Origin of the sequence: uncultured Thermanaerothrix sp., from assembly GCF_938028735.1 — a bacterium.
Classification (GTDB): domain Bacteria; phylum Chloroflexota; class Anaerolineae; order Anaerolineales; family Anaerolineaceae; genus Thermanaerothrix.
The window spans coordinates 83,610-105,894 of the sequence record NZ_CALIMF010000004.1; the positions used below are offsets into that span (position 1 = coordinate 83,610).

Here is a 22,285-nt window from a genome sequence, read left to right on the forward strand (position 1 = left end):
GGGATTACCCCCTGCCAGGCCAGACTAGGTATAGACTTTTACTTGGATTGCAGTTCGATCCATTTAGCGGCAGCATCATTGAGGGCCTGTGCCGGCGTCTTCTGCTTGGTTAGGGCTTCCTGAAGGGCCAACTGGAGTGCCTTAGAACCCTCCAGATAATACGGCACCTTGGGACGCACGTGCGCATAGGGGAATTGTTCCTTGAACATCGGTACCGTCACCGGCGTGGCCGGGTTGAGCGCCTTTAGGGCTTCCAGCGCTTCGCCCTCGTAATTGGCGCTCCAGATCGGCAATAAGTGCGCCGCGTAGCGCTTCTGCACATCCTCGCTGGTCAGGTATTTGACGTATTCCCAAGCCGCCTCACGATTGGGTGACTTATCCACCACCGAGAAGCCCATCGAACCATTGATGGTCGCACTCTTCAACCCTTGCTTGGCCATGGATTCGAACACCGGTACCAGGCTCATCTTAACCTGACCCACTACCTGCGATTCTTGCTCGTTCAATGCGGCCAAGTCATACATGTAGAGCCAGTTGAGCGCAAAGGCGGCCTTCCCTTGGGAAAAGACATTGCGCACATCCTCTTCTACATAGGATACCGAGGCTGGATTGGAGATACCTTCGTCAATGGTTTTCACCATCCACTCCAAGACCTGAACGCCTTTCTCATCATTGAACGCCGGTTTGCCCTGCTCATCCACAAAACGGCCCCCGTTGCCATACAGCAAAGCCACAAAATCGCAGATGGCGGCTTCGGCTTGCGCCCATGACCAGGCAATGGGGTATTCTACCAACCCCTTCTCCTTGATCACACGCGCCTGCTCAACCAGCTCTTCCCAGGTAGCAGGCGGGCGATCAAAGCCGGCCTCTTTGAGGATTTTCTCGTTGTAGTAGAAGTACTTGGCATCCAATAGCCAGGGCATGCCGTAGATGCGCCCATTGACTGTTGTGATATCCCAGGCCGCGCCAAACACTTTCTCTTTGGTCTGAGCATCAATCTTATCGGTCACATCCCACAGATAACCCGCCTTGGCAAATTCGGCATACCAGATATCATCCACCAGGATCACGTCGTACGAAGGCGGGGTTGTGGCCATAGCGGTGACGATCTTGTCGTGCAAGGCGTCGTAGGAAACGTACTCGATTTCTACCTTGATATTGGGATTCTTCTCGTTGAACTCAGCCACAATGGCATTCATTTCTTCGGGCGTTGGACCAGCCTGCTGCATGGCCAACACCTTGACCACCTTTGGGCCAGCAGGCGCCTGCCCCCCACAACCAGCCAGCAGCACGGCTATCAGCACTATGAACACCAGCAAACGGCTTACGCTACGCATGGAACACCTCCTGGAACTGAAGTTTGAATTGGGTTAGCGAGTGGAGCACAGGATTAGCGTTCAATTACCAATGTACTGGCGACCCACATAGAAAGTGAAACGCTTTCCACAGTAGATGGATTTCACAAACTCAATCACTTCGAAACGCTCGGTGTAGGTCTGACGGTAAGCCGTCAGCACGGGCTCGCCAATTTTCATCCCTAAATGATGGGCAACCTCTGGCGAAGCCGCACTGGCCTCAATTTCTGCCTCTGCCCAGGTGGGGAAAATGCGATAATGCTCACGCAACACGGCATACAGCGAGGCAGTATTGAAATCAAAGCGATCCAAATCGGGGCATAACCGCACCGGAAGATAGGCAATTTCAAAGGCGACAGGCTGGTCGTTTGCCAGTCGCACCCGCTGAAGACAGTATACCGGTTCGCCCACTTCTACATTGAGGCGCTGCGCCACCCCCTCGTCCGCTGGTAGACGCGTGAATTCCACGACTTTTGAACTCGGCGTTAGACCGCGCGCGCGAATGTCATCGCTGAAAGAACGAAAGCCTGAAATCTCACGGATACGCGCTTGCGCCACAAAAGTACCTTTCCCTTGACGCGAATAGATGATCCCTTGCTGGCTCAAATCCTTGAGCGCGCGCCGGATGGTGATGCGGCTAACCCCAAAACGACGCGAAAGTTCAGGCTCCGATGGCAAACGGTCACCTGGTTTCAACCGGCCCTGATGAATCTCCTCAAGAATTTGCTGCTCGATCTGGTAATAAAGGGGAGTAAAGGGTTGCGGATGCGGAATGACCATCATCGCCCTCGACTTAAGAATCTTATAATCATTATAACAACATAACAAGTGAATGACAACACCCAGGCGCCGGCTTTTTGCCCACCGAAAGGTCTGAAAAAAGATATCCCCAACAGAATGCTACTTACTCGTGAAACTCCTCCACCTGGTAGGTAAACACCTCCAATGGCTTGGTGCGCCACAAGTTGCGCGGAGCCCCCATCTTCAGGCACAAGTTATCCAAAAAGCGCGCCGGCTCGGGGAGTTTCTCCCACACTTGAGGCAGAAAAGTGGCCCGCCGGAATCCGTCCCGAATAACCACCCCATCTACGCCTGGGCGCAGTTTGCGCAAGAGATCCTCCGGACTTGTATACTCGAGGGGCTGCAAAGGGGTAAGGTAAGAGATTTCAATCTTCAGTTCGGGTACTTCTTCAGGTCGCACAGGTGGAAAGCGATAATCTTCCAGTGCGGCGGCAATAGCGTGTTCACGCACATCTTCTGCCAAAGGCTGATAAGCCTCCAGCGCCCCAATGCAACCCCGCAGTTGCCCCCGCCGCGTTAGGGTAACAAATGTTGCCCCGGGCTCGCGCAGGCGCGGCGGCAATGCGCCCCAGTCCAGAGAAGGCAATGGGCGACGATTAACTGCCGCCTCAATGGCCTCGCGCGCCAGACGCAGCAGAATGCGCTTTTCCTCTTCACTCAACCTTGCATCGGTCATCGCATCAATTTGTGATACGTCCGATTATGATACACTAAAGGTTGACCCGGTTCACCTTGTTGAATGGCCAGCACCTCGGCGATATACACCACCGAATTTGGCAGGGGATGCGCATAGACCACCTGACAATCCAGCGCCACCAGCCCCTCCTTGAGCAAGGGTACGCCGGTGACCAGATGAAAGGTCTGCAGTCCTGCCAAGCGATCGATCACTTCGGTAGAACGACTGGCAAACCGTTCGGAGATGGCTTCTTGCCCCTCCCGTAATATTGTAACACCAAACACTCCTGATTTGGCCACCAGCGCCTGAGTGCGCGTATTTCGGTTCAGTGTCACAGTGACCAATGGGGGATCCAGTGAAACCGAGGTAAAGGAGTTGACGGTCATTCCATGGCACAAGCCCTCGGCACAGGTAGTCACTACACTCACGCCGGTCGTCCAATTTCGCATTGCCTGACGAAGCATTTCAGCTGAAACTGGCATCTTCGTTGCAACCTCCGCTGTTAGCTTATAGAGTAAGCCGAGCCGATCGGCAGACCCGGTTATAACGGTTTGCAGGGTCGGCGTCAAGACACACATCCAATCAGGTCTTGTACAATTGCACACCGTTAACGTCCATCCCGATCAGCAAACACGTTGTCCCTTTTGCGGATATAATCCTCTTAAGCTCTATAACTCTACAGAGGTTATCGGACCCAATTATGGATGAGAATGTATTTGATGAGACCCCCGAAACCCCGCCTGCTCCGTCATTGTCCGCCTCACTTTCGATGATCTGGACGGTGGTCAGTGTGGGCCTGGTCATGGCCACCTTGCTCACTCTGTTTACCCCCACCAGTCTATTTTCTAATCGCTCCCTCGAAGCCATGTTCCGCGCCCTCCAGTCCAATCCAGAATCGGCTTACCCAACTCCCACACCACGCCCCATGCCACGAGTGGGTATTGTCGCGGGGCATGCCGGCAATGATGCAGGAGCAGTTTGCCCAGATGGGCTCACTGAAGCCCAAGTCAATCTGGAAATTGCCCTGCGAGTGCAGCAGCGTCTGCTTGCGGCGGGTTACCAGGTGGATTTGCTGAATGAATTTGACGAGCGCCTGGCCGGCTATCAGGCGCAGGTGCTGGTTTCCATTCACAACGACTCGTGCAACTACATCAATGACGAGGCAACAGGATTTAAGGTGGCCGCCGCATCTTCCAGCCGTTTCCCCGAAAAGGCCGAACGCCTCACTGCCTGCTTGGTAGATCGTTATGCCAAAGCCACCGGGCTGCGCTATCACCCTAACACCATTACCCGCGACATGACCGAATACCACACCTTTAGTGAGATCAACAGTGAAACCACCGCGGCCATCATTGAAACCGGCTTTCTTAACCTCGATCGCCGTATCCTCACCGAGGAGCCAGAACGCGTTGCCCAGGGCGTTACGGATGGCATCTTGTGTTTCTTGCGGAATGAACCCATCGGCCAAAACGGAAATGCGCCATGACCTCGGCTGTCCAGGACCCTCCTCCTGATTGGTTGAGTCACATCCGCCGAGCCCTCCAGCAAGGGCACTTTGATGAGGCACGGCGCCTGGCCGAAGCCGCGGCACAAGAGCACCCCAATCAGGAAACCCCCTGGTTGATTCTGGCCGCCTTGGCAGAACCCCGGCAGAGTGTGGCTTACTTGGAGCGGGCCTTAGCCATCAATCCTCACAGCCGCGCCGCCCGCCGCGGGATGCATTGGGCCGTGCGTCGTTTGCGCCAGAGCCAGACCACCCCCAAAGCACCGCACGCGCTTAACCTGCAGATGGCCGAGGCACTTGCCCAGACACAGCCTGTGTCGATCCGTAGGTCGCGCGTTGCTACCCCAACTCTTTCTCCCAGCGCAGCAGCACCACCCCACCATACCCCTCAGCGTCCCATTTGGCTTTGGATACCGATCCTTTTTTTCCTGCTGGCGGGAATGGGCCTGACCATCTGGTTTTTGGTGCCCGAGTTAAGTATCGCCTTCGCTCGCAGCCCTTCGTTGGCACGCCCCGCAAATGCCCTGCTCAAACCCACCCTGACCCCTACCCCCACGGCTACAGCAACCCCCACAGCAACTCCCACGCCCACCATCACTGCCAGCCCAACCCCCACACCCACCGAGACCCCCACTCCCCTTCCGACCCATACGCCCACCTCCCTACCCCGCACAGATTCTCTCAACTGGCCCGCGATAGAAGGCGACGAGCGTTGGATTGACGTGGATCTGAGTGAACAGATGGTCTATGCCTATGAAGGACAGACGCTGGTGAATCAATTTCTAGTCTCCACCGGCACCTGGCGCTACCCAACGGTGACCGGCCAGTATCGGATTTATGTCAAATACCGCTATGCTGATATGCGCGGTCCGGGTTACTACCTGCCCGACGTGCCTTATGTGATGTACTTCTACAAAGGCTATGGCCTGCACGGCACGTACTGGCACAACAACTTCGGCACCCCAATGAGCCACGGCTGCATCAACTTGCGCACCGAGGATGCTGCTTGGTTATTTAACTGGGCCTCGGTGGGCACCCTGGTTAATATTCATGAATGAACCACACCCCCTATGCCCGCCCTCAACCTGCCCTCTCTCACGCGTCGCGAATTCTTACGCTGGTGCGCTGGCGGGTTCCTGGCGTTAATGGGGTGGCCCTGGTGGCGCTTACAGCCGCGCGCGGGGAAAGTCTTTGCCCCCCAGGACTTCAGTCTCTCCCTTGGTCGTATCATTCCCCCAAAGACCGAGGGCTTTGACCGACCCTCGTTCTCCGCCAATATCCGCAAAACTTACTGGCGTGACCTGGTGCTTCCCATCACGGGCGTCACCCTCGGAGATGACACCCCCGAACATAATCGCATCTGGTACCTGCTTAATGACGAAGCCTATGTGCATTCTGGGGAAGTTCAGCCCGTGGCAATAGCGACTCAACCGGTCGAAACAGAGATCCCACCCCAGGGGCGCTTGTTTGAGGTCAGCGTCCCTTATACAGATGCCCTGTGGAACCCCCGCCTGACCTGGAGCCTGGCTTACCGCCTGTATTACGGGTGCACCTTTTGGGTCACCCAGGTCATGCAGGATGAAAAAGGACATTGGTGGTATCGCGTTGCCGATGATAAATGGCCCGTTTCTTACTTTGTGCAGGCCACCCACCTGCGCGCCGTCCAACCTGAAACCGTGGCCCCGCTTTCACCTCAGATCCCGGCCGAGCAGAAGTGGATTGAGGTCCGCCTGAGCGATCAGGCGGTGATCGCCTGGGAAGAGGATTGGCCGGTTTTTGCTGCACGCGCCGCCACCGGCGCCCGTTTCCGCGATGGTGACTACCGCACCCCGCCAGGTCGCTATCAGACTCACCGTAAACGCCCCTCGCGGCACATGGCAGCTGGTGATCGCGCGGCCCCCAATTCCTACGACCTGCCCGGCGTCCCCTGGGTGAGTTATCTAATGGAAAATGGCATCTCTTTCCATGGCACCTATTGGCACAACGACTTTGGACGCCCCCGTAGCCATGGCTGCATCAACCTGAGCCCACAGGATGCTCTGTGGATCTATCGCTGGACCCATCCCCCCGTGCCCCTGGAAGCCAACTACGTTACAGCTGACAAAGGGACTCTTGTAATTGTTGTAGAATAGTACCCGAAGGAGATACTCATGGAACCTGCTTTCAGTTACCCCCACTACTTGCTCAAGCGCCAGGTGCTTGCCTTGACTGGCATCGTGCGCATCTACAACTCCCAAGGGGAGATGGTGCTCTATTCCCGTCAGCGCATGTTCCGTCTGAAGGAGGATATCCGCGTCTATCGCGATGAAGGCATGACCCAAGAAGTGCTGCACATCCGCGCCCGCCAGGTGCTAGATTTCTCCGCTGCATACGATGTTGTGGAAAGCACCAGCGGGATTAAAGTAGGGGCTTTGCGCCGCCGTGGGTGGCAATCCTTAGCGCGCGATGAGTGGCAAATCCTTAACCCCAACGATGAAGTGATAGGCACCTTACAAGAAGATTCGCTAGGGCGCGCCCTGTTGCGGCGCTTTTTGCTCGGCACCTGGCTACCCCAACACTACGTTGCCGCCCTTGGAACGCACCCTGTGGCCGAGTATCGCCAACGGTTTCACCTCTTCCGCTACGAGATGGAAATTGACTTTTCAGCCGACCCGGCGCAGCAGTTCGACCGCCGTCTGGGGTTGGCAGCCGCCATCCTGCTCGCCATTATCGAGGGCAAACAGAGCAGTTAGACCAGGAGAAGCGTGATGCGTCAACCTTTGTTTGCAGGTTTAGTTGTGGATGAAAACGACCAACCCGTTGAAGTGGCTTATGTGGGGGATGAACCCTGTTACGTGGTCAACGATCGCGGCTTTCGGCGGCACATCCCATCCGAACAAGTGGATCGCCAAGTGCTGGAAATGATGCGTCAGCAGATCGAAGGCCATGAGGATCTGCTTAGTGAGCAAACCGCCAAGATGCTGGGGCAGGAAGATCCCTTCTCGCGCGCTATGATTTATACTCAGTTGCGCAATCTAGATAAGCAATTCGAGCAATTGCTACAAACCGGCATTCCCGAGGAAGCCCGAGCCTATCTGGGCATGATGGGCTTTCGTATTGTCATTAATCTGCATGGTGAGGTGCTACACGTCGAACAACCCGGCATTGCCAGCGATGAAGGAGAGGACTAAGGTTAACCCCGGCGTTCCGACAAAAAATTAACAAAGGTTGGATACAATATAAGCAAACAAGAATGAACGTTAGACGTTAGGTGTTACTCACTGGGTAAATGAACAAGGAGTAGCCAATGATGAGCCCAGATTACATTGTGGACGTAAGCGAAGCCGATTTTGAGTATGAGGTCCTGGCCTATTCGCAGAATGTTCCGGTCGTGGTAGATTTTTGGGCCGAGTGGTGCCGTCCTTGCCGGGATCTGAAGATCCTATTGATGCGTTTAGCCGACGAAGCGCAGGGGCGTTTCCGCTTGGCGCGCGTCAATGTGGACGAAAACCCCAATCTGGCATTGCGCTATGGCGTGCGCAGTTTGCCCACCGTGAAGGCGTTTGTCAACGGCCAGGTGGTGGCCGAGTTTGTGGGTCTCATTCCAGAAACCCGCTTGCGCGAATTCCTGGAGCGTTTGCAGCCGCCCAGCCCCACCGCATTGAAATTGGAGAAAGCCGAGAGTCTGCTTGTCGAGGGGGAGTGGGCAGAGGCCGAGGACCTTTTCCGGGAAGTTCTCGAGGAAGATGGCGAAGACCCGCGGGCACTCCTCGGCTTAGCCAAAGCCCTGCTCGCTCAGGGCAAGGGCTACGAAGGGCTGGCCATTTTGGAGGCCTTCCCCTCCAGCCGTCAGTATGCCCAGGCCATGTTACTCAAGCCCTATGCACAGGCCCTGGTCGAACTGCGCCAGCGCCGAGAGATCGAGGATGAGAGCGACGAATTGGCCGCCGCCTACTGGAACGCCATCCGCTTGGCCAGCCGTGGTAACCTCCTGGCCGCGCTAGACGGGCTGCTGGATATCTTGCGCCAGGACAAACGCTATCGCGAGGATCAGGCGCGCCAAGTAGTCCTCAGCCTACTGGAAATCCTCGGCGAAGAAAACCCACTCACCCGCCAATATCGCAACGAACTAGCACTGATCCTGTTCTGATCCCGTCCTACACGCCCAAAAAACGCACCGGGAGGTTGGCTTAACCTCCCGGTGTGTTTTCATCAACGTGTCAGCGTCAGGATGCCCCAGGTTGTGGGATCGGTTAGGCGACGGAAGGGCGCACTGGAGACCATGCTTTGCTGCACCTTCTCGCCCGGCTTGTCATTATCTGAGACAGAAACGGCAAACCCATACTGTTGACCCGCAGCCGGCTTGACCCCAAACAGACTCCACGGCACCGCCACCTCCACTCGGTAAAGTCCATCCTGGGCAGCCACAGCAACCTTGACATCATCCCGCCCACCGGCTTTGCTGCGTGGGAACCACAGATAAACGTCCTTGGGCCCCTCCGGATCATAACGGCCTAGGGAGATGCCCAGCTGATAATCATCCCCACTGAGCACCTGGGAGTTCCAATCGCCGTAGAGATCGGCATCCAAGAGGATCTCCACGCTATCGCCTTTGTACAGGTCGGCACCGCTGGCTTCCTGGACATAGACATCGTCATAAATCTTATAGGCCACATAGAGGTAGTTGCCATCCCACCCCACGCGGAAAGAGCAGCCCAGATCCTCGCGGTTGCGGCGTTCTTTGGCCCCAAAGACAACGTTTTCACACGAGTACGCGCTGCCCGGCCATTCATCCCACACTCCATCCAGATTCGGCGGTTTGCTGAAATAAACCGCCTTGAAACTACCTCCGCTGCGCAGGAGCGGCGTGGCCGTGAGCGTGGGCAGCGGCAACGTTGCGGTCGGTGAGGCCGCTGCGGTAGTTGAGGTTGGCGGTATCGCCGTCGGTGGCAGCGCGGTCGGGCTGGCAACGACCGGGGGTGGCGTGGTTGCTACTGGGGTCAGCAACGCAAAAAGGGCAGTCAGGGTCGCATTTGGCGTGGGTTGCGCCGTAGGAACGCCCCTGCCCACAGGCAGATTACACGCCAGTGCCACCAACGCCAGCACACTCAACCCCACCCATAACGAGAATTTGTGCTTCATGGCTTTCTCCTCCTCCACTAGGGAATGGCAACCCAAGTTCGGGCTTGGGTGGCCTGAGATAAAGACGCCCAGCCTCCCCTCAAAGTTCCTCGCTTAGCAGTCCAGACAGGCACACCGTTGAACCGGCTAAAACCCAAGCACGACCCAGCCTCTGGATATATAATATCACAGGACACGAGGCACTCAACTGCGTAGGGGCTATCAAACCATGAGCACCGAGGTTCGTCTGGAAGTTTTGCTGGTCATCTTCACTCTCAAAGACGAGGCCCTGCAGGTCTGGCTACGCCCCTGGCATGAAACTGGCCCGGAGGGGCAGTGGGCGCTCCCCGCCATGCCGTTTGTAGGCCCATGTTCACTAGAGCAGACTGCCTACCAATGCCTAGAAGCCTGCTTGGGGTTACGCGAGGCGTATCTCGAGCAGTTATACACCTACGGCGAGCCTGGCCGTCATCCCGCTGGGTGCGTGATCTCGGTGGCTTATTTTGCCCTCATCGCCATGGATGCGCTGGCGCAGATGGCCCCTGCCGTTCAACAAGGCGCTTGGTTTCCCCTTAGCAATCTGCCACCCCTTGCGCTGGATCACGCTGACATCCTCGCTTACGCTCTGCGCCGTCTGCGCTACAAACTTGAGTACACCGCGGTGGGGTTTGAGTTGCTCCCCGAACGCTTCACCCTAAGTGAGATTCAGCACACTTACGAATTGATCCTGGGCGAACGTCTGGACAAACGCAACTTTCGCCGCCGCTTGCTCCAGGCCGGGGTAATTGAACCCACGCCGCAGGTGCGCAGCGGTGAGGGCCGCCCGGCCCGCCTCTACCGCTACCGTCCAGACGCCATCGCCGAGATCAAGGCACGGCGTTTATTCCCCTAAACCATTAGTCCCTGAGGAGCCATGATGAACGAGCCCCCGACCATGATCACGTGGGAGGACTTTGCCAAGGTGGATATGCGGGTGGGTCAAATCATCCGCGTTGAAGAGCACCCCAAAGCGCGCAAGCCGGCTTACAAACTGTGGATTGACTTCGGCCCGCTGGGGGTGAAGACCTCCAGCGCACAATTGACTCGACGCTACCGCAAGGAAGACCTGGAGGGGCGGCTGGTGGTGGCGGTGGTCAACTTTCCGCCGCGCCGCATCGCTGATTTTACCTCGGAAGTGCTGGTGTTGGGCGCCATGGGACCGGAGAACGACGTGGTGCTGCTGCAACCGGATCAGCCCGTGCCCCTCGGCTGGCCGATTGGGTAAGAGAGCAAACATGGTTCACGGGTGATTGTATTCCGAGCCCAGATGTGCTACAGTAATTGCAATAAAACCGGCGCGCTCCACGAGAGACTAAAGATGGCTTATTCTTTGGCTCAGACGTACCATCTAATCTGCCCGCAATGCGGCCACGACTTTTCGGCTTCAATCTGGCTGATTCTCGATGCTGACGAACACCCCGACCTCTTGGCACGCGTTGCCCAGGGCAACCTGCATCGCCTGTCCTGCCCACAGTGCGGCACCGCAATCACAGTGGATGCACCACTACTACTTGTGCACCGCCACGGCCCGCAAACCCGCCTCATCTTCAGCCCCGCAGAGAGCACCACCCGCGAGCAGGATCAAGAGCACCTCAACGACTTGATAGCCGCGTTGAAAGCGGCGCTGGGAGCGGACTGGCCGGTGGATTGGCCAGAAACCCCGCAAATTGTCCCCCAGGTATTTTTACCGCTGGCACTAGGTAGCGCCACTCCCGAGGTTCTCCAGGAACTGCAGGAACGCCTCCTGGACGCCCTGCTGCCAGAAATGCGCGAAGCCATGCGACTTATCCAGGAAAGTGATGAGACGATTCGTTCCGAAGAGGATCTGCGTAACTTGCTGGAACGCCGCCCTGACTTGCTTCAGCGCTTGGAAAAGGCCCTGCGCATATTGCAGCGGGCCGCAGAAGAAGCAGAACCACCCGCGCCCTCTGCCCAAACGCCTTCCTCCACCCCCGATCCTGCGGCCAGGGAACCCCAGGAACCCAACCCCAGTGTGAAGCGCCTGCTCGCCGAGGCGGGCGCGCTGGGGCAGACGTTGGTTGACTGCCTGCAGGTGCGTTCGCCAGAGGAGCACAGGGCCTTCCTACAGGCCCACCCCGAATTACTGACCGACGCGGGGTTGAGTTGGCTGGAGCGCCTGCTAGAATGGGAAAAGCACTCCCAAATGGCCCCAGGGCTGCGCTTCTTCTTGCAAGTGCACCGCCGCGCCCGCGAAGTGGGTGTGGAAACCGCCTTTGCGGAGCTGCAAGCAGGGGAGGATGAACTTGTTCAGCGCTTCCAGCGTATTCTCGCGCTGCAGGAGGAAACCGAAAACCGGCCTACCCTCTGGCGAGGGGTGCTGACCGAATGGCAAGCGTTGATTGCCGAGGCCGATCAAAAAGGGAAAAGCAGATTGGCGGCGCTTGCCCGCAGGAATCTGGCTAACATGTACCGGCAATTGTATGAGATGACGGGCAACCCCCAATGGGCAGATGCCGCCCAGGCACTGTTCGAAACCATCAGTCAGTTCTTCACTCCTGAGGAACATCCCCAAGAGTGGGCCACAACCCAGCACAACCTCGGCAGCCTGTTCCTTAGCCGCTTCGAGCGCTCCGGCGACGACGCCCACGCCCAACGCGCCGAACAGCACTTCCGATCTATTTTAGAACACCACGCCCATCACATCCTGCCCATCGATCTTCCCTTCAGAAGTAGCGCAGGCCTCAGCTATCTAGCCGCGCGACGCTGCCGTTGGGAAGACTGCCTAAAGTACTTTGAGAGCGGCCGTAGTTTCCTGCAGCATCTGCTTGGCGCACAGACCCACCGCAGCAGCAAAGAGGACTGGCTGGGCGAGGTCGGCGGGGTTTATCAAGCCGCCGCCTATGCCGCCTGGCGGAAGGGCGATCTGCGGCATGTCGTTGAGATTCTCGAAGAAGGGCGTGCCCAGGTCCTGCGCGAGAGTCTGGAACGCCGCCGCGCCGACCTCAAGGCGCTGCAGGGAACGCCCTACCACCGCTACTACGAGGATTACACTCAGGCCCTCGATCGAGTTGAAGCGCTGATTCAGATCGCTCCCATTGACTACCCCGCCAGTTGGGCGGCCCAGTATTCGCAAGCCCTGGAGCGCCGGAACGCGGCAGAAGAGGCCCTGCGTCAGTACGTCCCCGGCTTTGAGCACTTTCTGCGCCCCCTTTCTTATGCGGCGATCCAGGAGCAAGCCGTGGAAGCGCCGCTCGTTTATCTGGCTGACACGCCGCACGGCGGGTTGGCGTGCATTGTCTATGGCAAGAATGGTCTCCACCTCCAGGAATTTCCAGCGTTGACCACGGCAAACTTGGCTGAACGGGTGAACGCCCATCTCACTGCTTATTTTGCCTGGCGCTCTGCCCCAGCCGCTGATGCCAGGCGCACGGCCTGGATGAAAGCGCTGGATGATACCACCCACTGGCTAGGAGAAACCCTCATGATGCCTCTGAGTGACGCCCTGGCAAGCCTTGGGTGGCCCCCGGCCGGATGGGTTCAGCTGATTCCTGGCGGCGCATTGACGTTGCTACCGCTACACGCCGCGTGGGTGAGTGATAGCCGCTACCCCACAGGGCGACGTTATGCCCTGGATGATTACACCTTTACCTACCTGCCGAATGCCCACACGCGCTATCAAATGCAGCGCCATGCGGCCTCCGCCCGCCCGGCTGTTTCTCTATTGGTTATTGAGAATCCTCACCCCGAGGATGCCAACGCACTGCACTTTTCTGAGGAGGCGGTGGTCAGGGCCATGGAGGTATTTGAGGGTCACTATCATCACCTGCAGGGTAAGGACGCCACGTTGGCCGCCGTCAAAAGCCTACTCCCTGCTCACGCCGTGCTTTACTTCTTCACCCACGGGCAAGCCGATTTTAACGCCCCGGCGCGTTCTGGGTTAATGCTGGCTGGTGAGGATTGGTTGACCTTAGAAGATCTTTATGGCTTAGACCTAAGCCAGGTGCGGCTGGCGATCCTGGCCGCGTGTGAAAGCGGCGTGCCGACCAACCTGCGCGCCTTGAATGAGGCGGTCTCGCTCCCCATCGGCTGGCTGACGGCAGGCGTGCCGGGCGTGGTTGGCTCGCTGTGGGCGGTCAATGAACTCAGCACCGCCCTGCTGATGACACTGTTTTTCGACATCTGGCGCGATCCTGCGCATCCCGTCCCACCTTGGGAGGCTCTGCGCCGCGCCCAACAAACCCTGCGGGATGAGTCGGCTGCTGGGCATCTGAAAAAGCGGTTTATTTCAGAATTCACCGCGCAGCCCCTGCTACCTGAAGACCTCGCCCGACGCTTTTTCGATGCGGCGGCCATACAGGATCTCTCCCATCCCTATTTCTGGGCCGGCTTCGCCTACTACGGCCTCTAAAGTGGAAGGGGAAAAATGACCACCGACCAACCTCCACCCTCGTCCCGCGATGAATTGCTCTACGCAGCGCGCAAACTGGCGCCGTATCTCCCGCCGGACCTGCGCCGCGAGGTCAACCGGCTGTTGCGTCAGGCGCACCGAGGCCAGGCGGTGCGCGCCCGCCTGCTCGATGTGCTGACCGAGGATGCTTCTGCGCGCGCCTGGCTGCGTGAGGTGATCGCCCCTTTCACCCGGGAGAGCCTGCTGAGCGGCTTTACCCCGCTGCCCGGTGAGGTCGGCCCCATCAGCGCACGACGGCGGATCTGCCCTGAACCCGACTGCGATTTTGTCTTCACCGTCCGCCACGCCGGACAAAAGCCCACCTGCCCGCGCCATCATGTCCCGCTCATCCCCTGGGGGCAGAAGCACCCCGCCCAGAGGAATACTGCGTCGGGAGGGAAGGACTAGATGTTAAGTGCTTTCTGGGAGAGCCTGGGCAGTGAAGTCACTCGTCGCTGGGCACCTCACCTGCTCGGCCCAGGCATGCTCTTTTGGGGCGTGGGCGGGGTTGCTCTGGCCCAACGAGGGTATCTAGGGCCCCTATGGGCATGGGTGAATCAGCGCTCTGGCTTGGAACAGACCTTGCTGGCTGCCGCAGTGGTCTTGGGGCTGATCCTCTCGGCCACCCTAATGCAGCGCCTGCGCCTCGATTGGCTGCGCCTGCTGGAAGGCGCCTGGCCAGACGGGCTACGCGGCCTCTGCGAGGCCTTGACCCGGCGCTGGGCTGACCGCATCGCGCGCGAGGAAGCACGCTACCAAGACCTGAAACAGGCTGAGGCCACCCTGACGCCCCGCCAGCGGGAAGAATTGGCACGGCTGGAAATGCGTTTGCACTACGTTCCCGCCGACCCTGCTGACTATCGCCCTACCCGCCTGGGCAATATCTTGCGCACCGGCGAACGCGACGCGGCGTACAAATACGGCCTGGATGCCCTAGTGTGCTGGGCACGGTTATGGTTGCTGCTCCCGCCGGAAGCCCGCAATGATCTCGCCCTAGCACGTGAACGTCTGGAGGAGGATGTTGTTCTGTGGGGATGGGGTCTGCTTTCATTAATATGGGCCTTTTTCCTTGCCCCTCTGGCGCTCATCTCCCTGGTCTGGATGATTACAGCCTATAACCTAGCCCTGCGTTCGGCCAGCGTTTATGCCGACTTGATCATGGCTGCTTTCGATCTCTACCGGCATAAGCTTTACACCGCACTGGGATGGCCACTTCCCCCGGCGGGCGAAGCCGAGCGCGTGTATGGGGAAAAATTGAGCGAGTACCTCTGGCGCGGCACCTTACCCGAGTAGGGGTCAGGCTGCCGGCTGGGACACAGTGGCTCCGACATACGCTAGCAATGGTGCAAGTTCAGGCAGGTCAACCTCTTCAATGCGCCCCGCATCCCCCAGCATGGTCAGCTCAGGGCGGATGGGCAAGCGCACCACGACCTTGCACTCCGCCGCCTCGGCCACCTCGGCGGCATGGCTGGGGCCAAAAATCTCGTGCGGCTCACCTGTCTGCGGGCAGGGGTAATAGGCCAAATTCTCCACCACCCCCAGCACTGGCACATTGAGATTCTTAAGCAGATTGACCGCTTTGCGCACCACTAATGCCGTCAATTGCTGAGGAGAAGTGACCAACACGGCCCCCTTCAGAGGCATCTGACGCGCCACCGTAAGCAGCGGGTCAGAGGTCCCCGGGGGCAGATCCACCAGTAGGGTATCCAATTGCCCCCACAGCACCTGTCCCCAGAACTGTTGAATCAACCCAGTGATGAGCGGCCCCCGCCAAGCGACCGCGGCATCCTCTGTGGGAAGCATCAGGTTAGCGGAAACCACACGAATGCCAGTGCGGGTGATCGCGGGTAATATTCCCGTCTCATTACCGCGCAGCCCACCCGCCGGCAACCCAAACAACTTGGGGATGCTTGGCCCGGTGATATCGGCATCTAGGATGCCCACTTTCTGGCCCTGGCGACGAAGCGCAACGGCCAGCAGGGCGGTCAACGAGGACTTCCCCACGCCCCCCTTGCCGCTCACTACCGCAATCACCTGGCCAATACGGTTGAACCCGGTCAGTTTGGGCGGTTGTGGGGCAGCCGTACCCAGAGCGGCGCGCCGCTCTTCCTCACTCATCACTCCCAGTACCACCTCCACCTCGTTGACGCCCGGCAGGCGCAACAGGGCTGCCCGCGCCTCCTCGGCTAGGCGATGGCGCAACGGGCAGGTCGCAGTGGTCAGGGCCAGGGTGAAGCGCACGCGCCCCTCCTCCACTTCAATGCTCATATCACGTACCATGCCCAGATCAACGATGTTGCGCCCCAATTCAGGGTCTATGACCTGCCGCAACACCTCGCGCAAGATAGTCTCATCCATGGGCATGGCTCACTCCAGAATAGCGGGGGAATCTGCGCGCGAGGCCGCTACTGGCTGTGGTTGGCGTAGCAGAGTCGCCCGCACCACATAACGGTTGATCGCTCCAAAGCGATACTTATACGCTTCGTCCCCGCGCATAAAATCAAACTCTTTCCGCCCGTGTTGATTGGCCCATTGCAAGAGATAGGAAAGCAGCACCCAACCGGGAGAAAGTTCATTGAAGTGACGGTCAAAACCCGTATTATAGACGTAGATACGATCGCGATAGTCAAAATTAAGATAGGCAGCAGCCTTTGCGTTTCCGATCTCCATGAAGGCCAATTGCAAGTACCCACGGGCAGCGGCGGCCAGTGCCACCCGGCGTAGCGTCTGACGCATTAAGGGCGTTAGGAAGGCCGCTTTCTCCTCATCCTGAGCCATCAGGTCAAGGAAAGCCTCCACCTCTGCCTCCACGTTGTCCTGGGCGCAGTACCAGCACACCATGGAGGTGTGCCCCTCAGCCCGGCGCAACTTGCGCCGGATTTCGTGGCGCTGCTTCTTATCCAAGCTGGCCAGGTAGGCCTCCCAATCCCCCGGCAGCGGAACATACGGTGAGGGTTGCAAGCGCTCAGTGCGCAGGGGCACATGCTGCTCGGTGCTCCACGTGGTCAAAACCGAGAGGGTGGGAGAGGTCTCGATCAGGTTATAGAGATCCAAGGCTTGCCAGGCAAAAGGCAACGCCTGCGTTAGAAAAGGCCACAACCCATCCACAAAACGTCCCAGATCGGCTAGCCGCACGATGAAATCCAGATAATCTGAGATCTCAATACTGCCCAGAAACAGCAAAGCCGGCCGCCCCTGGTGTTCCGGGACAAAAAACAGAGGCGCCACTCCAACCAGGTAGTCATCTTCGTGCGCCGTTATCAGCGCTAGTTGAGCCTGTGGCCACTCGCCGCCTCCTCGCGTTTCCCACCAGGCGGCCAGGTATTCATGGCGCAGAAACGGCACGTTGGTGATAGCCTCGTCCAGGAGCGCATTCCAGGCGCCTTCGAGGTCATAAGGAAATTCAGTATGTAATCTCCACTCCATCGCTAATACCTCAATCCTGCGCATTATACCCCACAAGTCTGGGCTCGAGTGCTCTTTGTCCCATCCGTCCAACCTGGCACTGGAAACTTCAATATTTCTAAACAATACCTTTGAATTATTAAATAACCAATTGACAAAATTCAAATTTTCATTACAATAAAACTGAAAGTCAGACTTATCATCTCGACCTTTGCGGCTCGGATGTGCATGTGCAGGAGCGCCTTATGAATCCCGCTTTGGAACGCTGCCCGGTATGTCGCAGCGAATTGATTATCACCCGCCTGCATTGCCCCAATTGTCAAACCACCATCGAGGGGAATTTTTACCCCACCAGCAACCCCTTTGCCGCACTAACGCCTGAGCAGATTCAATTTCTGCTCACCTTCATCCGCTGCGAGGGACGCTTCACCCGCATGGAGGAAGAACTTAACCTCTCCTACCCCACCCTGCGCAATCGTCTTAACGAAGTGATTCGCGCGCTGGGTTTTGAACCGGGGCGCGAGGAACCGCCTCCCCGTCCTGGAAGCGAAGAACGCTTGCGCATCTTAGATGAACTGGCACAGGGGCTGATCACACCCGAGGAGGCTCGTCGCCGCCTGTTGGGCAAACGTGAAGAAACCGCTTAGGAGCAAACCTGTATGATCTCGCGGGAAGAACGGCTAAAAGTTTTAGAAATGCTGCAAGAAGGCAAAATCACGGCTGAGGAAGCCGCCCGTCTGCTGGAAGCACTAGAGGCCACCCCCAGCCCCAAGACCCCGCCCCCGCCACCCACCGCCCCACCGGGGGGCAGTGGGCGCTGGCTGCGTGTGCGGATCACCGACACCGATACCGGCAAGGTGCGCGCCAATATCCGCTTGCCCCTCAACCTGGTCTCGGCAGGCATCAAGATGGGGATGCGCTTTACCCCTGAAGTTGAGGGGCTGGATGTGAACCGTCTGATGGACTTCATCCGCTCAGGCGAGACCGGTACACTGGTGGATGTTTTCGACGAAGAAGACGGCGAACACGTTGAGGTCTTTATCGAGTAGCGCCTGATCTTCCTTGCTTTTTCATCCGATCTGAGAAACGCCCGGCTCACGCGAGCACGGGAGAGGAACCCTTTTGCCCTTTGGAGGCCATATGAATACCACTCCTCCATCCCTGAGCCCCACAGAAAATCCTCGTTGGCTACGCCGTTTTGCTCCCATCTGGATTGGACAGGTTTTCTCCCTATTCGGCAGCGGGTTAGTCCACTTCTCCCTTATCTGGTGGCTGACTCAAACCACCGGCTCGGCCGTGGTGCTGGCCACCGCTTCCTTCGTCGGCTTTCTTCCCCAAATCGTGCTGGGGCCGTTTGTCGGCGCCCTCGTTGATCGCTGGAATCGCCGCCGGGTGATGATGCTGGCCGATAGCGGAATCGCACTTGCCACCCTGGGGTTAGTACTTCTTTTCGCCCTAGGATTGGCCCAGCCCTGGCATATCTATGTCGTCCTCTTTTTGCGCAGCCTAGGCGGGGCTTTCCACTGGCCAGCCATGCAGGCTTCCACAACCCTGCTGGTGCCCGAACGCCATCTTGCGCGTGTCGCCGGTGCCAACCAAGCCCTTAACGGTTTGATTAATATCGTTGCACCGCCAAGCGGTGCCCTCCTGTTGGATGTACTCCCCCTCCAAGGCGTCCTCGCCATTGACGTTGTCACCGCCTTCATCGCGGTAGGGCTGTTGGGGCTGGTCCAAATTCCCCAGCCCGTACGCCTCGACGCACAAAGGGCGCTAACCCCCCGCGTAGTTCTCCGGGACGTGCACGAAGGATTGCGCTATCTGGCGGGCTGGCCGGGGATGCTGGCTCTCCTGCTTATGGCTACCTTGATAAACTTCTTACTCAACCCCGCCTTTGCCCTCTTACCCCTGCTCGTGACCCGTCACTTTAACGGCACCGCCATCCATCTGGGCTGGCTGGAGTCGGGTTATGGAATTGGCGTGGTACTGGGTGGGCTGATCCTGAGCGTTTGGGGCGGTTTCCGACGCAAGTTGTGGACTTCCATGAGTGGCCTGTTCATCCTGGGGGTGGGCGCCATTGGCATGGGGCTTTTACCCCCTTCCGCTTATCCCATTGCCTTGGGTCTGATGTTCTGGATGGGCATAGCTAACCCAATCACCAACGGCCCCCTGTTTGCTCTGGTGCAGGCGCGGGTGGCTCCCGAGATTCAGGGACGCGTTTTCACTGTTATCTCCAGCCTGGCCACCGCCATGACCCCTCTGGGAATGTTGATCGCCGGGCCAGTGGCCGAATGGCTGGGACTGCAGACCTGGTACATTGTCGGCGGTACAGGGTGTGCACTTATGAGTATCACTGCCCTGATCTGGCCGGTCACCGCCAACCTAGAAACCCAGCCTGGCCCCCACATGGCCTCCGCCGACTCGTCCGCCTAATTCCTGGGTTTGATTTCCGTTATCTAAACCCCCACCTCAGGTGAACACAGAATCATCCGGAGTGAGGCCAGAATCATGCTGGCATGAACCGCTTCATTCCGGTATAATCCCAATAGTCAATTTTGACTAATTCTACTGAAACTGAAACCGGAAAGTCTTACATGCCCTTACCCGAAGACGAAGCCCATGAATTGCTTTTACTGGGATTACTGCGCCGTGGTCCCATGCACGGCTACGCGCTCAACAAGTGGATCACCCACAATTGGGGGGCTTGTACGGCGTTGAAAAAGCCCACCGCCTATTATCTGCTGAGCAAGATGGCACATCGGGGCTGGATCACCTGGGATAAAGACTCTACGGGCCATGGCCCACAGCGGCGCGTTTATCGTCTGACTCCCACGGGTGAGGTAGCCTTCTGGAACTTGCTACGGAAAAACCTGGGCACTTACCAGCCCGTTTACTTTGCTGGTGATGTGGGCTTGAGTTTTCTGGATGTGCTCCCACCGGACGAAGCACGTTTCCTGCTCCAAAACCGCCAGCAACAGGTGCAGACTAGGCGTCAGGCCTTGGAAAAAGCCCCTACGCATACGGGGACGGCAGCGCTGGCGCTAGAGCATCAGCGTTACCATCTGGCCGCCGAGGAACGCTGGCTAGAACACCTACTAGAACACCTAACCGCCTATCTTTCTTCCGAGGAGGAACTCCATGGATAGCCTCAATTTGGTTCTACTGACGCTGCATAACCTGACCCGCTGGGCCGTGATCATCCTGGGAAGTGTGGCCTTTGTACGCGCGGCTCGCGGCTGGATTGGGCGGACTGATTTCACCCCCGCCGACACTCGCGCCGGAGCGCTTTTCACGATTGCGTTTGATTCGCAGATTTTGCTAGGATTAATTCTTTACATAACCCGCGGCTGGGGTGGGGTACTGATCGGGGATTTCGGTGCCGCCATGCGCGAAGCGGCGTTGCGCTTTTTCGCCGTTGAGCACATTTTGATCATGCTAATCGCGCTTGGCATCGCCCACATGGGACGCGCCCTGAGTCAGAAAGCCCCCACTGCGCTGCAAAAGCATCGCCGGGCTGCACTGGGGTTCGGACTAGCATTGCTGCTCAGCCTGGCTGCCATTCCATGGCCCTTCCTCGCCCAGGGTCGCCCGTGGTTGCGGCTGTTCGGCATCCAATTCTGACCTTCAAGCCGGGGTGATCAAAGTATAGCCCCCATCCACCGTGATCACCTGCCCACGTATCATCGCTGCCTCCGGTGAGCACAGGAAACCCACTACCCCAGCAACATCTTCGGGGGTCACCAGACGCCCAGCAGGCGTATTTGTAATGGCCCGCTCAATCACGTGTGGGTCGCTAAGTGCTGAAAAGTGCTTGAGCGCATCGGTCAGGACAATGCCGGGGGCTACAGCATTAACAATAATATTTTTGGGGGCCAATTCCACTGCCAAGTAGCGGGTGAGCGCCTCAAGGGCCGCTTTGCTCGCACCTACAGCGATGTACTCTGGGAGAACACGCTGAGAACCTGGGCTGGTGATTGCAACAATGTGTCCGCCCCCGCGCCTCTCCATCAGGGGCACGGCTTGCTGAGTCGCGAAAAGAAAAGCGCGTGCATTGACGTTCATCGTGTAGTCCCAACCACTCACTTTCTGCTGTAGGGCAGGCCGGTTGAAACCAGTAGCGGCATTGCTGACAAATATATCCAGGCCACCGAAAGTCTCAGCAATGCGCGCAAAGAGTTTTTCAATCTCCTCCGGATACCCCACGTTTGCCCGCACAAGCAACGCACGCCGCCCAAAGGATTCAACCTGGGCAGCCACTTCTTCAGCAGGGCCTTGGTTACGCACATAGTTGATCACCACATCAGCCCCGCGGGCGGCGAAATAAAGGGCAATCGCCCGCCCAATTCCACGCCCGGCCCCCGTCACCAGAACCACTTTGTCTGTAAAAAGCGCTTGTTCGGTCATCGTCAACTACCTCTCTAAGAACGAGAATAATAGGGAATGGGCTTTAGCCATGCCCGGTCGAACTCATGTAGGCGGGTTTCACCCAGAGCACGCACTAATTGCTCAACTCGCCGGGCATCCTCCCGTAATTGGGGTACATCAACACCCAAACAGGGGCGATCAAAAGGTTCCAGGTTTGCGTGGGCACGCGCCAACATTTTCAATGCCCCGCGGTAATTCCCATTCAAAATATGATAATACGCTACCCCCACCTGTAAAATCCCCTGGTAAAGCACCCGTTGCGGGCCTAGCGTTTCCCGCCAGGCTGTTTCTAAGGCTTCATGGGCTTCGAAATACTGCCCCGCGTCAAAGCGTTCTAGCCCTAGCCGGGCTTGGGGATGCATTTCCCCGCAACATGGGTCGGGTTCAGCTGGCAGAGAAAAAGACGAAAAGTCAAAACACATGGTCAATCTCACAAGACCTGCGATCGAGGCGATTATAGCACACCCCCTCCACGCCACGCGCAGGTTGATCCACGTTTTAGATCTCACAATATTAACAACCCTACAGCTAATGTTTACCTCCCCTTAACCAAAGGTTGACCCAGAATATCCGAA

Annotated in this window: 25 protein-coding genes; 16 read left to right on the plus strand and 9 right to left on the minus strand. The window is 57.9% G+C overall.

Going from position 1 to position 22,285, the window contains the following annotated elements:
- Window positions 1-38: 38 nt before the first annotated feature.
- The 4 genes from Q0721_RS03440 to Q0721_RS03455 form a co-directional block, all read right to left on the minus strand.
- Window positions 39-1,337 (minus strand): ABC transporter substrate-binding protein, encoded by a 1,299-nt coding sequence (locus Q0721_RS03440; RefSeq protein ID WP_299025342.1) that lies wholly within the window; start codon window positions 1,335-1,337, stop codon window positions 39-41.
- A 60-nt stretch (window positions 1,338-1,397) separates the two neighbouring features.
- Window positions 1,398-2,138 carry a GntR family transcriptional regulator gene (locus tag Q0721_RS03445; protein ID WP_299025345.1) on the minus strand — a complete coding sequence of 247 codons (741 nt, stop codon included), beginning with the start codon at window positions 2,136-2,138 and terminating at the stop codon, window positions 1,398-1,400.
- A gap of 121 nt (window positions 2,139-2,259) precedes the next feature.
- Window positions 2,260-2,832, minus strand: coding sequence for an AmmeMemoRadiSam system protein A (gene amrA, locus Q0721_RS03450; RefSeq protein ID WP_299025348.1), 573 nt, complete (start codon window positions 2,830-2,832; stop codon window positions 2,260-2,262).
- Entirely contained in the window at window positions 2,829-3,314 is a 486-nt protein-coding gene (locus tag Q0721_RS03455; RefSeq protein WP_299025351.1) for a flavin reductase family protein, read from the minus strand. The genes amrA and Q0721_RS03455 overlap by 4 nt, the downstream gene beginning before the upstream one ends.
- A 218-nt stretch (window positions 3,315-3,532) precedes the next feature.
- On the opposite strand from Q0721_RS03455, the gene Q0721_RS03460 reads away from it, so the two are divergent.
- The 6 genes from Q0721_RS03460 to Q0721_RS03485 all read left to right on the plus strand — a co-directional run bounded on the left by Q0721_RS03460 (window position 3,533) and on the right by Q0721_RS03485 (window position 8,465).
- Complete coding sequence (locus Q0721_RS03460) at window positions 3,533-4,318, plus strand: N-acetylmuramoyl-L-alanine amidase (protein WP_299025353.1); 786 nt, start codon at window positions 3,533-3,535, stop codon at window positions 4,316-4,318.
- Entirely contained in the window at window positions 4,315-5,394 is a 1,080-nt protein-coding gene (locus Q0721_RS03465) for a L,D-transpeptidase (protein ID WP_299025356.1), read from the plus strand. Before Q0721_RS03460 ends, Q0721_RS03465 begins: the two co-directional genes overlap by 4 nt.
- A gap of 12 nt (window positions 5,395-5,406) precedes the next feature.
- A complete protein-coding gene (locus tag Q0721_RS03470; RefSeq protein ID WP_299025359.1) occupies window positions 5,407-6,468 on the plus strand; it encodes a L,D-transpeptidase in 1,062 nt (353 codons plus the stop codon).
- An 18-nt stretch (window positions 6,469-6,486) separates the two neighbouring features.
- The gene (locus Q0721_RS03475) at window positions 6,487-7,068 is read left to right on the plus strand and encodes a hypothetical protein (protein WP_299025362.1); all 582 of its coding nucleotides are present in this window, start codon (window positions 6,487-6,489) and stop codon (window positions 7,066-7,068) included.
- A 15-nt stretch (window positions 7,069-7,083) separates the two neighbouring features.
- Window positions 7,084-7,506, plus strand: a complete 423-nt coding sequence (locus Q0721_RS03480; RefSeq protein WP_299025365.1) for a hypothetical protein — start codon at window positions 7,084-7,086, stop codon at window positions 7,504-7,506.
- Window positions 7,507-7,622: 116 nt separating this feature from the next.
- Window positions 7,623-8,465 (plus strand): tetratricopeptide repeat protein, encoded by an 843-nt coding sequence (locus Q0721_RS03485; protein ID WP_299025368.1) that lies wholly within the window; start codon window positions 7,623-7,625, stop codon window positions 8,463-8,465.
- 62 nt (window positions 8,466-8,527) lie between these two features.
- Here Q0721_RS03485 and Q0721_RS03490 read toward each other — a convergent pair whose 3' ends face one another.
- Window positions 8,528-9,457: a sugar-binding protein gene (locus Q0721_RS03490; RefSeq protein WP_299025371.1), complete on the minus strand. Its 930-nt coding sequence runs from the start codon at window positions 9,455-9,457 to the stop codon at window positions 8,528-8,530.
- A gap of 208 nt (window positions 9,458-9,665) precedes the next feature.
- Between Q0721_RS03490 and Q0721_RS03495 the strand changes: the two genes are divergently transcribed.
- The 5 genes from Q0721_RS03495 to Q0721_RS03515 all read left to right on the plus strand — a co-directional run bounded on the left by Q0721_RS03495 (window position 9,666) and on the right by Q0721_RS03515 (window position 15,176).
- Window positions 9,666-10,328, plus strand: a complete 663-nt coding sequence (locus Q0721_RS03495; protein WP_299025374.1) for a hypothetical protein — start codon at window positions 9,666-9,668, stop codon at window positions 10,326-10,328.
- Between the two features lie 42 nt (window positions 10,329-10,370).
- On the plus strand, window positions 10,371-10,700 hold the full coding sequence (locus Q0721_RS03500) for a tRNA-binding protein (protein ID WP_366519167.1): 330 nt from the start codon (window positions 10,371-10,373) through the stop codon (window positions 10,698-10,700).
- 93 nt (window positions 10,701-10,793) lie between these two features.
- Window positions 10,794-13,844: a CHAT domain-containing protein gene (locus Q0721_RS03505; protein ID WP_299025380.1), complete on the plus strand. Its 3,051-nt coding sequence runs from the start codon at window positions 10,794-10,796 to the stop codon at window positions 13,842-13,844.
- Between the two features lie 15 nt (window positions 13,845-13,859).
- Window positions 13,860-14,291 (plus strand): hypothetical protein, encoded by a 432-nt coding sequence (locus Q0721_RS03510; RefSeq protein WP_299025383.1) that lies wholly within the window; start codon window positions 13,860-13,862, stop codon window positions 14,289-14,291.
- Window positions 14,292-15,176, plus strand: a complete 885-nt coding sequence (locus tag Q0721_RS03515) for a hypothetical protein (RefSeq protein WP_299025385.1) — start codon at window positions 14,292-14,294, stop codon at window positions 15,174-15,176.
- Window positions 15,177-15,179: 3 nt separating this feature from the next.
- On the opposite strand, the gene Q0721_RS03520 is transcribed toward Q0721_RS03515, so the two are convergent.
- Together Q0721_RS03520 and Q0721_RS03525 are read right to left on the minus strand one after the other, a co-directional pair.
- A complete protein-coding gene (locus Q0721_RS03520) occupies window positions 15,180-16,247 on the minus strand; it encodes an Mrp/NBP35 family ATP-binding protein (protein WP_299025388.1) in 1,068 nt (355 codons plus the stop codon).
- Between the two features lie 3 nt (window positions 16,248-16,250).
- A complete protein-coding gene (locus Q0721_RS03525) occupies window positions 16,251-17,309 on the minus strand; it encodes a GNAT family N-acetyltransferase (RefSeq protein WP_299025391.1) in 1,059 nt (352 codons plus the stop codon).
- 224 nt (window positions 17,310-17,533) lie between these two features.
- Here Q0721_RS03525 and Q0721_RS03530 point away from each other — a divergent pair, with 224 nt between their 5' ends.
- The 5 genes from Q0721_RS03530 (at window position 17,534) to Q0721_RS03550 (ending at window position 20,906) form a co-directional block, all read left to right on the plus strand.
- Window positions 17,534-17,935 carry a DUF2089 domain-containing protein gene (locus tag Q0721_RS03530; RefSeq protein WP_299025394.1) on the plus strand — a complete coding sequence of 134 codons (402 nt, stop codon included), beginning with the start codon at window positions 17,534-17,536 and terminating at the stop codon, window positions 17,933-17,935.
- A 12-nt stretch (window positions 17,936-17,947) separates the two neighbouring features.
- Window positions 17,948-18,337: a hypothetical protein gene (locus Q0721_RS03535; RefSeq protein ID WP_299025397.1), complete on the plus strand. Its 390-nt coding sequence runs from the start codon at window positions 17,948-17,950 to the stop codon at window positions 18,335-18,337.
- 91 nt (window positions 18,338-18,428) lie between these two features.
- The gene (locus tag Q0721_RS03540; RefSeq protein WP_299025399.1) at window positions 18,429-19,718 is read left to right on the plus strand and encodes an MFS transporter; all 1,290 of its coding nucleotides are present in this window, start codon (window positions 18,429-18,431) and stop codon (window positions 19,716-19,718) included.
- Window positions 19,719-19,879: 161 nt separating this feature from the next.
- The gene (locus tag Q0721_RS03545; protein ID WP_299025402.1) at window positions 19,880-20,431 is read left to right on the plus strand and encodes a helix-turn-helix transcriptional regulator; all 552 of its coding nucleotides are present in this window, start codon (window positions 19,880-19,882) and stop codon (window positions 20,429-20,431) included.
- Window positions 20,424-20,906, plus strand: a complete 483-nt coding sequence (locus Q0721_RS03550) for a hypothetical protein (protein WP_299025408.1) — start codon at window positions 20,424-20,426, stop codon at window positions 20,904-20,906. Before Q0721_RS03545 ends, Q0721_RS03550 begins: the two co-directional genes overlap by 8 nt.
- Window positions 20,907-20,909: 3 nt before the next feature.
- Here the strand turns inward: Q0721_RS03550 and fabL are convergent, their stop codons facing one another.
- Both fabL and Q0721_RS03560 read right to left on the minus strand, forming a co-directional pair.
- Entirely contained in the window at window positions 20,910-21,689 is a 780-nt protein-coding gene (gene fabL / locus Q0721_RS03555) for an enoyl-[acyl-carrier-protein] reductase FabL (protein WP_299025411.1), read from the minus strand.
- 14 nt (window positions 21,690-21,703) lie between these two features.
- Entirely contained in the window at window positions 21,704-22,072 is a 369-nt protein-coding gene (locus Q0721_RS03560) for a DUF309 domain-containing protein (protein ID WP_299025413.1), read from the minus strand.
- Window positions 22,073-22,285 lie beyond the last annotated feature (213 nt).

Coding starts and splice junctions, on each gene's coding strand:
- Q0721_RS03440 (WP_299025342.1), bottom strand. CDS start 1,337: ATGCGTAGCGTAAGCCGTTTGCTGGTGTTCATAGTGCTGATAGCCGTG.
- Q0721_RS03445 (WP_299025345.1), bottom strand. CDS start 2,138: ATGATGGTCATTCCGCATCCGCAACCCTTTACTCCCCTTTATTACCAG.
- amrA (WP_299025348.1), bottom strand. CDS start 2,832: ATGACCGATGCAAGGTTGAGTGAAGAGGAAAAGCGCATTCTGCTGCGT.
- Q0721_RS03455 (WP_299025351.1), bottom strand. CDS start 3,314: ATGCCAGTTTCAGCTGAAATGCTTCGTCAGGCAATGCGAAATTGGACG.
- Q0721_RS03460 (WP_299025353.1), top strand. CDS start 3,533: ATGGATGAGAATGTATTTGATGAGACCCCCGAAACCCCGCCTGCTCCG.
- Q0721_RS03465 (WP_299025356.1), top strand. CDS start 4,315: ATGACCTCGGCTGTCCAGGACCCTCCTCCTGATTGGTTGAGTCACATC.
- Q0721_RS03470 (WP_299025359.1), top strand. CDS start 5,407: ATGCCCGCCCTCAACCTGCCCTCTCTCACGCGTCGCGAATTCTTACGC.
- Q0721_RS03475 (WP_299025362.1), top strand. CDS start 6,487: ATGGAACCTGCTTTCAGTTACCCCCACTACTTGCTCAAGCGCCAGGTG.
- Q0721_RS03480 (WP_299025365.1), top strand. CDS start 7,084: ATGCGTCAACCTTTGTTTGCAGGTTTAGTTGTGGATGAAAACGACCAA.
- Q0721_RS03485 (WP_299025368.1), top strand. CDS start 7,623: ATGATGAGCCCAGATTACATTGTGGACGTAAGCGAAGCCGATTTTGAG.
- Q0721_RS03490 (WP_299025371.1), bottom strand. CDS start 9,457: ATGAAGCACAAATTCTCGTTATGGGTGGGGTTGAGTGTGCTGGCGTTG.
- Q0721_RS03495 (WP_299025374.1), top strand. CDS start 9,666: ATGAGCACCGAGGTTCGTCTGGAAGTTTTGCTGGTCATCTTCACTCTC.
- Q0721_RS03500 (WP_366519167.1), top strand. CDS start 10,371: ATGATCACGTGGGAGGACTTTGCCAAGGTGGATATGCGGGTGGGTCAA.
- Q0721_RS03505 (WP_299025380.1), top strand. CDS start 10,794: ATGGCTTATTCTTTGGCTCAGACGTACCATCTAATCTGCCCGCAATGC.
- Q0721_RS03510 (WP_299025383.1), top strand. CDS start 13,860: ATGACCACCGACCAACCTCCACCCTCGTCCCGCGATGAATTGCTCTAC.
- Q0721_RS03515 (WP_299025385.1), top strand. CDS start 14,292: ATGTTAAGTGCTTTCTGGGAGAGCCTGGGCAGTGAAGTCACTCGTCGC.
- Q0721_RS03520 (WP_299025388.1), bottom strand. CDS start 16,247: ATGCCCATGGATGAGACTATCTTGCGCGAGGTGTTGCGGCAGGTCATA.
- Q0721_RS03525 (WP_299025391.1), bottom strand. CDS start 17,309: ATGGAGTGGAGATTACATACTGAATTTCCTTATGACCTCGAAGGCGCC.
- Q0721_RS03530 (WP_299025394.1), top strand. CDS start 17,534: ATGAATCCCGCTTTGGAACGCTGCCCGGTATGTCGCAGCGAATTGATT.
- Q0721_RS03535 (WP_299025397.1), top strand. CDS start 17,948: ATGATCTCGCGGGAAGAACGGCTAAAAGTTTTAGAAATGCTGCAAGAA.
- Q0721_RS03540 (WP_299025399.1), top strand. CDS start 18,429: ATGAATACCACTCCTCCATCCCTGAGCCCCACAGAAAATCCTCGTTGG.
- Q0721_RS03545 (WP_299025402.1), top strand. CDS start 19,880: ATGCCCTTACCCGAAGACGAAGCCCATGAATTGCTTTTACTGGGATTA.
- Q0721_RS03550 (WP_299025408.1), top strand. CDS start 20,424: ATGGATAGCCTCAATTTGGTTCTACTGACGCTGCATAACCTGACCCGC.
- fabL (WP_299025411.1), bottom strand. CDS start 21,689: ATGACCGAACAAGCGCTTTTTACAGACAAAGTGGTTCTGGTGACGGGG.
- Q0721_RS03560 (WP_299025413.1), bottom strand. CDS start 22,072: ATGCATCCCCAAGCCCGGCTAGGGCTAGAACGCTTTGACGCGGGGCAG.